Raw genomic sequence first — 7,942 nt, forward strand, 5'->3', positions numbered from 1 at the left:
TTTCTGGAAGACGTGCCGACCTTCCGGGAAGAGGGTTACGACGTGGTCGAGGCGATCTACCGCGGCGTGCTGGTGCCGGCTGACACTCCGGACGACATAGTGGCGACGCTGGCGGAGGGGTTCGATGCCGTGAACCAGCAGATTACGACACGGCAGCAGGACATGGGCATGTTCGTGCACAACTGGGGCCCGGAGGAGAGTGCCGAGTTGGTGGAACGCCTGAAGGGAGAGTATGCCGAGATTCTCGGTGACGAAGGTTAACGGGAAATGGCCCCCCGCCAGTTGATGGCGGGGTGGCCTTGTCTGGGGGCTATCGTGGCCACTCTCTGGGTCGGTGATAATGCAAAAGAGTTGTCAAAATGAGCAAGTTAAAAGTTTCAGTTTGGCGTAGTGCTGGATCAGGCGCGCAGGAATATTTCGATGTCCCGCGCAAGGAAAATCAGACAATACTCGATGTTGTGACCTATATTCAGCGCAATCTGGATCCGACTCTCTCCTATCGCTATGCGTGCCGGGTTGGAATGTGCGGGTCCTGTGCGATGAGTGTGAACGGCAAGGCACGCTGGACATGCCGCACCCATGTCGACAAGGTATGCGACAGTGATGCGTTGGACCTTCGCCCGCTGGAAAACTTCCCGGTGGTGAAGGACCTGGTCTGTGACATGCAGACCTTCTTCGACAAGCAGAAAAAGGCGGGTGGGGCCTTTCTGGGTGCCCACACCCGTGAGGACTCGGTCGCCCTCATTAAGCCCGACTCCAGCGGGCGGATGGCGGTGGACGAGGCGATCGAGTGCATTGGCTGTGGGGTCTGCTATGCCTCCTGCGATGTCGTGAAGTGGAAGCCCGACTATCTTGGGCCCGCTGCCCTGAATCGGACTTGGACCCTGGTCAAGGACGAACGTGATACCCGGAGACTCGATCGACTAAGGGCGGTCAGCGGCGATGCGGGTTGCCACTCCTGTCACAGCCAGATGAGCTGTACCCAGCGCTGTCCCAAGCTGCTGTCTCCCACGCATTCCATCTCGGGGCTGAAGCGTGAAGTGAGCCGTGCCGCGCTCAAGGGGGAGCTATGAGTCCACGTCATTCCGCGTTCCTGTGGCTGGCACAGCGGGTATCGGCACTAGTACTGGCTTTCTGTGTGCTGGTGCACCTTATTACCATGATTATCGTTGTGCAGGGTGGGCTGACTGCCGCGGAGATTCTGGCAAGGACACAGGGCAGCATCCCGTGGTTGTTGTTCTACAGCCTGTTCGTAATAGCCGTGGCCATTCATGCACCGATTGGCCTGAGGCATATCGCCAGGGAACACCTGAAGTTGGGTAGTGGTGTCGAAGTCATCGTCTCTCTGTTTGGCCTACTGCTGCTGATCTTGGGATCCCGAGCCATTTGGGGGGTGTTTTCATGACTAATGGTTCCTATGCCTTGAAAGCCCGCAGCCACCCGTCCTATGTAGCCTTCATCCTTCACCGGGTGTCAGGCCTGCTGTTGGCTGCCTTCCTTCCGCTGCACTTCCTGGCTCTCTCGCAGGCACTGCACGGTGAGGCGGCGCTGGATTCGTTCCTGAGCTGGGCCGACAACCCGATGGTCAAGATCGCCGAGGTGGGTCTGGTGCTGATGCTTGCGCTGCATCTTGGCTGCGGGCTGAGGGTGATGGCCTTGGAGGCGCTAGGCTGGACGAGCTGGCAGAAGAGCATGGTGGCAATCGCCTTCGGCGGCAGCCTAGTGGCGGGCACCTTCTTTCTTTTGCGGGTTTTTTGAGTATCCATCCACAGGCGGGTTGATCTGGAGGTTATTGCAATGATTGTTGACCTGAAACAGGTGGAAGAGGTCGCGAGAGACCTTTATATCCGGGCCCTCAAGGTGCTCCCCGATGATGTGAAGGCCGGTTTCGACAGGCTTTCACAGAGCGAGACCAATGACCTGGCCAAGAGCGTGCTGGGCACCATGGTCAAGAACATCGCCGTGGCCGAAGAGAACAGCAATCTGCTCTGCCAGGACACGGGGATCCCTATCTATAACGTCACGATAGGCCGTGATGTGGAAGTCGACGGCTTCGAGTTGAAGCAGGCACTGCGGCGCGGCTGCGAGCGAGCGACCAAGGAGCACCCGCTGCGCTCCTCCGTAGTCCATGCACTGACTCGCCAGAATGAGCATACCTCCTGCGGCCACCTGGTCCCGGTGATCAATATCGACTTCTCGAACCGCAAGGAGAGTCTCGAGATCGAGATGATCCCCAAGGGCAGTGGCTCGGAGAACAATACCTGGCTGAAGATGGCGCTTCCCGCAGAGGGGCGCAATGCCATTCACGAATTCGTCATCGATTCGGTGCTGGAGGCAGGCGCCAAGACCTGTCCGCCGACCATCGTTGGTGTGGGCATCGGCGGCACAGGTGATCTCTGCGTTCACCTGGCCAAGAAGGCGGCGACGCGTCCCTTGGGCTCGCGCTGTGAAGATCCCGAAGGGGCTGAGTTGGAGGAGAAGCTCAGCGAGGCGGTGAACAAGCTGGGAGTGGGGCCCCAGGGGCTGGGTGGTAACGCCACGGCCTTCGCCGTGCATGTGGAATTGGCTGCCACACATATCACCATGAATCCAGTGGCTGTGAACATGCAGTGCCACTCGGCGCGGCGCGCCAAGGCGACTTTTACACCAGTTGGAATAGACGTGGGGTTCTGAAATTATGGCACATCATGATGTTCAAACGCCCATGAGCGAAGAGTTTATCCGCTCACTGCGTATCGGCGATACCGTCTCTCTGAATGGCACCCTCTTCGGCATCCGCGATGCCAACCAGATCCATATGTTCGACAAGGGTCGCACGACTCGTTTCGACCTGTCCGGCCATGCGGTGATCCACACCGCACCCAACGTGCAGAAGGTCGAGCCCTCCGATGAGTATCCCGCCGGCTATCGCCACATTTGCGTGGGCACCACCACGAGCGCCCGTATGGAGCGATTCACCCAGCCGCTGATGGCGCAGTATGGGGTGAAGGCGATCATCGGCAAGGGAGGCCTGCTGCAGGATTCTCTGGCAGCCTTCCAGCAGATGGGGGGAGTTTACTTGGCGATCGTGGGCGGCGCAGCGGCCCTGGAGACGACTTGGGTCGAGGCGATCGAGGATGTGGACTTGGATGACCTTAACCCGGAGTCGCTGTGGAAGTTTCGGGTCAAGGGGTTCGGCCCGCTGATGGTGGCCATGGATTCCCACGGCGGCAGCCTATACGAGAATGTCCGGAAAGTCGCCCAATCCTATCGCGAGGAAGCCTTGCGGGGTCTGAAGGCAAAGGGGTAAGAAATGCGCGAGATCAAGACCGATATTCTCATCATGGGTAGCGGCGGCGCCGGCCTATTCGCCGCCGTGCACGCCAAGGCGGCGGCACCGGATGCCGATGTCACCGTGGCCGTCAAGGGGCTACTCGGCAAGTGCGGCTGTACCCGCATGGTGCAGGGTGGTTACAACGTGGCCATGGCCGACGGCGATTCCGTCGAGCGCCACTTCATGGACACTATCGAGGGGGGGAAATGGCTGCCCGACCAGGATCTGGCCTGGACGCTGGTGTCCACCGCCGTCGAGCGGATTCAGGAGCTGGAGAACGAGCTGGGCTGTTTCTTCGACCGAAACCCGGATGGCACCATCCACCAGAAGGCCTTCGCCGGGCAGACCTTCGACCGCACCGTACACAAAGGCGACCTGACCGGCATCGAGATTATCAACCGCCTGGCCGAGCGGGTCTGGGCCAGCGGCGTAAACCGTTTAGAGGAGCATCGCGCAATCGAGCTAATTCCCGCCCGGAATGGCGATGGGATCGCTGGTGTGGTGATGATCGACATGCGCAGCGGTGAGCGAGTCTTCGTGCATGCCAAGGCGGTGCTGCTGGCTACCGGTGGTGGCCCTACCATGTATCGTTACCATACCCCCTCGGGGGACAAGTCTTGTGATGGCATGGCCATGGCGCTGCGCGCCGGGCTCGAGCTACGCGACATGGAGATGGTGCAGTTCCACCCCACCGGCTTGCTAGCCGGTCCCGATACACGGATGACGGGTACCGTGTTGGAGGAGGGGCTGCGGGGCGCCGGTGGCCACCTGCTCAACGGTGATCGCGAGCGTTTCATGTTCAACTACGATGAGCGAGGCGAGCGGGCCACGCGTGATATCGTCTCGCGAGGTATCTTCGAAGAGATGCGTCAAGGTCGCTCTACCCCCAATGGCGGCGTCTATATCTCAATGGCCCATCTGGGTGTCGACAAGGTCCGCAAGCAGTTCAAGGGCATGGTGGAGCGCTGTGCAGACTGCGGCTTCGACCTGGCGGGTGGCATGGTGGAGGTTGTGCCCACTGCCCACTACATGATGGGCGGGGTGCGCTTCACGCCGGACTGTTCTACTTCCCTGCCGGGGCTTTTCGCCGCCGGCGAGGATACCGGCGGGGTGCACGGTGCCAATCGCCTGGGCGGTAACGGCGTTGCCAATTCCACGGTGTTCGGTGGCATCGCCGGGGACACCATGGCCGCCTGGCTGAAGAACGGGGCCGAATTCCGCGAGCCGGACCAAGCGGTGATCGAGCAAGCAGAAGCCCGCTGTCGGGCACCCCTTGACAATCCACCGGGGGATCTCTTTGCCGTGCAGAGCGCCCTGCGCGATCTGATGTGGGAGGATGTCGGGATCATCCGCTCCCGGGAGCGGCTGTCCGGGGTCCATGCCCGACTCGACGCGCTCGAGGCCGAGCTGGACACCATCGGCATCGGCGGGGCCGACGAGCTGGGCTATAACGTTACCTGGCACGAGTGGCTGAACGTCAAGAACCAGCTGTTGGTGAGCCGCGCCATCACCTCCTCGGCTTTGCAGCGAGAGAACTCCCGCGGTGCGCACTATCGCGAGGACTTCCCCGATACCGGTGATCTCGAGTCATCTACCTTCACCTGTGTGCGGCTGTCGGGCGACGGCGAGCTGAGGGTTACCGAGGAGCCGGTCGTGCACAACCGTGTGACACCGGGCAAGACCATCATCAAGGAGTGATCGTGGGCGGACTGGCATGTTCGAACTGACCGGTCAGGAGCTTCTGCTGATCTGCCTGGCCTTCTTCCTGGGCGGGGTGCTGAAGGGGATCCTGGGTATCGGGCTGCCGCTGATGGTGCTCTCCATCCTCGGCGTCTTCCTCAGTCCGACACTGGTGGTGGCCCTGCTGGTGGTACCGATCGTGATGAGCAACCTCTGGCAGGCCTTCCGACACGGGCTGCCTGCCGGGGGCACCCGCCGGCTGTTGCCCATGTCACTGGTGTTCGTACTGTTCACGGCCCTGGGGGCGGCGCTGCTGGCTAGCATCGAGGAAACGCTGCTGTTCGTCTCCCTGGGTGTGATCGTTGTCGGCTTCTCGCTGTTCAATCTGAGGGGCATGCAGCTGGTCGTGCCGCCCCGCCACGAGGTCTGGGCCGGTCCCTGCACCGGCGTGGTGGCCGGCCTGCTTAACGGTATCTCGACCATTAACGGGCCGCCCCTGGTGATGTATCTGGTGGGGATCCAGCTCAGTAAGGAGGACTTCGTCAAGGCCTACGGTCTGGTGGCGCTGTTCGGTTCAGTGCCCCTGGCGTTGTCCTATATCGGCGTTGGGATCTTCGGCTTTGACGAGTTCATCGTCTCCTCCATGGCGCTTTTGCCTGTCTTCCTCGGCATGTGGGCGGGACAGGTCGTCCGCAGCCATATCGACAAGGCGCTGTTCCGCAAGGTGCTGCTGGTCGCGTTGATCGTATTGGGGGGCAACCTGATTCGACGGGGCCTGTTCTAGTGCGCGGATCGACAGCGTAGATGAGCGCCGGATGTGCCGATGACGTGGCTGATGCCGGCTTACCGGTCAGGACATCACCATGCCCTGAAGGCTGCCTAAATTATGCAGCCGGCTTTCACTGCAGTTAGCTTAGGCGGCGAGGACGTGAGTAGTGGCTGGGAACAAGTGCGATTTACCCGGACCCGGTGAGACATCGGCCAACGACGAGGCAACGTAACCGGTCATTCCAAGGCGTCTCAGATACCGCTTGCGTTACACATTCCGTAATGGCTGGATCAGTCCCACCAAGACCTTCCACTGGCGGTTGTTTTCCGATTGTACGACTACCGTCTTACAGTTGATCTTGATGACGCGACCGAAGATTTGGCCTTCGTGGGTCTCGAAGGAGATGGCCTGCCCTAGGGTCAGAAGGCTCAGCACGTCAAGCTCTTGCCGAGCACGGAGTTCCTCGATCCGGCGGAAAATAACCTGGTCGAGTGCCAACAACTGGTCGAGGCTCATGTCGTCGATACACAGAGTTAAAATCAAATCTAGTGGATGGCAGTCGGCTGGATAGCGAGGGTGGTGTCGGCTAGACATGGGAATTTATGCTCCGTCAGAAAGTGACGGGATCAGCGTAGTAGATCTGGATGCTTCGAGAAATGACGCCCTAGAATGGCAGGTTACCGTACCTTACGTCACCGACCACGGCGCGTTTGTACAGCCAAGCCGTAGATGTCACGCTGATAGGCATCGAAGGCGATGACCGAGGCCTCGATAGCCGTCGGGAGTAGCTCGTTGCGTTGGATCGGCGGGGTTGATCATGCATCGTCAGAAGCTGATTCAGTGCCGCTCGAGCCGACTTGTGCGAGCGGACAACGGGTGGCAAGCAGTGCCAGGTCAGCAGATGCTCATCGGGAAATCACACACGGTCTCGGTGCTGAGAAACTCTTCAAGCGCGGGGGCTGCGGTATGGCGCAATGGCAGGAAATGTGTCACTGCGTTGCGGTAGGCCTTCTTCGTGCTGGCAGTATGCTCTCGTCGTTCCAAGTGAGCGACAGACCGGTCGATCAAGTCTGTGTTGGCGCTCGATAGTGCCGATTACGGTGGCTGAACACGAACACACGGATTGTCTGACATGAGTACCCTCCCGACAGGGTGGCGAGTGGTGCTCAAATCTTATGCCTTGTAGATCCATTCCAGCGGGCTGTGACGTCCATTTACAGTCAGTGCGTTACGGATACGATGCTTGAACAACTGCGCATAATCCCGAACTGGGCATAACGGCGGCTCACCGGAATGCAGTGCAGCCCACGCTCGAGGTGGGATCGGGTGCTATCACCGGGATGAAGACAGAAGTCTCGGCGTCAGTGTGTCGAGATGAAGCCTGTACCGCTGGCGCCGCCAGCCCCAGTCGGCGCTTCCAGAGCTGTAACGAACTCGTGGATAGGCCCTTCTGCTCACAGAACACCCGCTGCGACAGACCGCTGCCGGCCTGTTCCTCGATCCAGGCCTGCCACTGCTCGGCTGGGTAGCGTGGATGGCGTCTTGTCTGCATAGGAACTGACTCCCCGTCGTTGGATGCGGGATCAGCGTAGGGTGGGTAGGTCGTTTCCAGAAAAGACGTGCTGGAATGGCTGGTTACAGCAGCTATGCTGATGAAGCATTGACACACCTATATAACATATCCTATACATGAGTTGGGTCTAGAAGAGGTACCGAGTGATGATGTCTCTCTCAGAGCCACTGTGGCATCACAACGACAAGTACACGCTATACGGAGTGATACAAGAGGTGAGCATCGACTTCAGTGTGCATGATGCCGGCGACAGCGTCGGCGTGGTGATGGTCGAGGGGGCCGAGGCGCCGGACAAGCCGGGGCTGTGGTTCATGGATTCCTCCTCGGCAGCGGCGGAGATGGTCACTCTCTGTGCCGCCTCGGGATACGTGGTGCATTTCTTTCCCACCGGCCAGGGCAATGTCGTCGGCAATCCCATTCTTCCGGTGATCAAGATCTGTGCCAACCCTCGGACGGTGCGAACCATGGGGGAGCATATCGACGTCGATGTGGCCGGGCTGCTGGCACGCGAGGTCAACATGGACGAAGCCGGCGATCAGCTGCTCGAGATGATGCTGCGCACCGCCAATGGTCGCCATACGGCCGCCGAGGCGCTGGGGCATCGTGA

9 protein-coding genes and 2 pseudogenes are annotated in these 7,942 nt (G+C 60.2%); 9 read left to right on the forward strand and 2 right to left on the reverse strand.

Going from position 1 to position 7,942, the window contains the following annotated elements:
- The 8 genes and pseudogenes from C1H66_RS22955 to C1H66_RS15945 form a co-directional block, all read left to right on the forward strand.
- Positions 1-261 (forward strand): annotated as a pseudogene (locus tag C1H66_RS22955) (tripartite tricarboxylate transporter substrate binding protein); the annotation flags it as partial.
- A gap of 98 nt (positions 262-359) precedes the next feature.
- Positions 360-1,073: a succinate dehydrogenase/fumarate reductase iron-sulfur subunit gene (locus C1H66_RS15915; protein ID WP_102628866.1), complete on the forward strand. Its 714-nt coding sequence runs from the start codon at positions 360-362 to the stop codon at positions 1,071-1,073.
- Positions 1,070-1,405: a succinate dehydrogenase gene (locus tag C1H66_RS15920; RefSeq protein ID WP_102628867.1), complete on the forward strand. Its 336-nt coding sequence runs from the start codon at positions 1,070-1,072 to the stop codon at positions 1,403-1,405. Before C1H66_RS15915 ends, C1H66_RS15920 begins: the two co-directional genes overlap by 4 nt.
- Positions 1,402-1,758, forward strand: coding sequence for a succinate dehydrogenase, cytochrome b556 subunit (locus C1H66_RS15925; protein ID WP_102628868.1), 357 nt, complete (start codon positions 1,402-1,404; stop codon positions 1,756-1,758). The genes C1H66_RS15920 and C1H66_RS15925 overlap by 4 nt, the downstream gene beginning before the upstream one ends.
- A gap of 39 nt (positions 1,759-1,797) precedes the next feature.
- A complete protein-coding gene (locus tag C1H66_RS15930) occupies positions 1,798-2,673 on the forward strand; it encodes a fumarate hydratase (protein ID WP_102628869.1) in 876 nt (291 codons plus the stop codon).
- 4 nt (positions 2,674-2,677) lie between these two features.
- Positions 2,678-3,289, forward strand: coding sequence for a fumarate hydratase C-terminal domain-containing protein (locus C1H66_RS15935; protein ID WP_102628870.1), 612 nt, complete (start codon positions 2,678-2,680; stop codon positions 3,287-3,289).
- Between the two features lie 3 nt (positions 3,290-3,292).
- Positions 3,293-5,011 (forward strand): L-aspartate oxidase, encoded by a 1,719-nt coding sequence (locus tag C1H66_RS15940; RefSeq protein ID WP_102628871.1) that lies wholly within the window; start codon positions 3,293-3,295, stop codon positions 5,009-5,011.
- Positions 5,012-5,027: 16 nt separating this feature from the next.
- A complete protein-coding gene (locus tag C1H66_RS15945) occupies positions 5,028-5,777 on the forward strand; it encodes a sulfite exporter TauE/SafE family protein (RefSeq protein ID WP_102628872.1) in 750 nt (249 codons plus the stop codon).
- A 252-nt stretch (positions 5,778-6,029) separates the two neighbouring features.
- Here C1H66_RS15945 and C1H66_RS15950 read toward each other — a convergent pair whose 3' ends face one another.
- Together C1H66_RS15950 and tnpA are read right to left on the reverse strand one after the other, a co-directional pair.
- The gene (locus tag C1H66_RS15950; protein ID WP_205738681.1) at positions 6,030-6,278 is read right to left on the reverse strand and encodes a hypothetical protein; all 249 of its coding nucleotides are present in this window, start codon (positions 6,276-6,278) and stop codon (positions 6,030-6,032) included.
- 769 nt (positions 6,279-7,047) lie between these two features.
- Positions 7,048-7,314, reverse strand: coding sequence for an IS66 family insertion sequence element accessory protein TnpA (gene tnpA, locus C1H66_RS23550; RefSeq protein ID WP_423133103.1), 267 nt, complete (start codon positions 7,312-7,314; stop codon positions 7,048-7,050).
- A gap of 299 nt (positions 7,315-7,613) precedes the next feature.
- Here tnpA and C1H66_RS15955 point away from each other — a divergent pair.
- Positions 7,614-7,942: pseudogene (locus C1H66_RS15955) on the forward strand (D-galactarate dehydratase); the annotation flags it as partial.

Source organism: Halomonas heilongjiangensis (assembly GCF_002879645.1).
Taxonomy (GTDB): domain Bacteria; phylum Pseudomonadota; class Gammaproteobacteria; order Pseudomonadales; family Halomonadaceae; genus Halomonas; species Halomonas heilongjiangensis.

What these genes read in the sequence shown, in the direction of transcription:
- C1H66_RS15915 (WP_102628866.1), top strand. Translation starts at nt 360, where the DNA reads ATGAGCAAGTTAAAAGTTTCAGTTTGGCGTAGTGCTGGATCAGGCGCG.
- C1H66_RS15920 (WP_102628867.1), top strand. Translation starts at nt 1,070, where the DNA reads ATGAGTCCACGTCATTCCGCGTTCCTGTGGCTGGCACAGCGGGTATCG.
- C1H66_RS15925 (WP_102628868.1), top strand. Translation starts at nt 1,402, where the DNA reads ATGACTAATGGTTCCTATGCCTTGAAAGCCCGCAGCCACCCGTCCTAT.
- C1H66_RS15930 (WP_102628869.1), top strand. Translation starts at nt 1,798, where the DNA reads ATGATTGTTGACCTGAAACAGGTGGAAGAGGTCGCGAGAGACCTTTAT.
- C1H66_RS15935 (WP_102628870.1), top strand. Translation starts at nt 2,678, where the DNA reads ATGGCACATCATGATGTTCAAACGCCCATGAGCGAAGAGTTTATCCGC.
- C1H66_RS15940 (WP_102628871.1), top strand. Translation starts at nt 3,293, where the DNA reads ATGCGCGAGATCAAGACCGATATTCTCATCATGGGTAGCGGCGGCGCC.
- C1H66_RS15945 (WP_102628872.1), top strand. Translation starts at nt 5,028, where the DNA reads ATGTTCGAACTGACCGGTCAGGAGCTTCTGCTGATCTGCCTGGCCTTC.
- C1H66_RS15950 (WP_205738681.1), bottom strand. Translation starts at nt 6,278, where the DNA reads ATGAGCCTCGACCAGTTGTTGGCACTCGACCAGGTTATTTTCCGCCGG.
- tnpA (WP_423133103.1), bottom strand. Translation starts at nt 7,314, where the DNA reads ATGCAGACAAGACGCCATCCACGCTACCCAGCCGAGCAGTGGCAGGCC.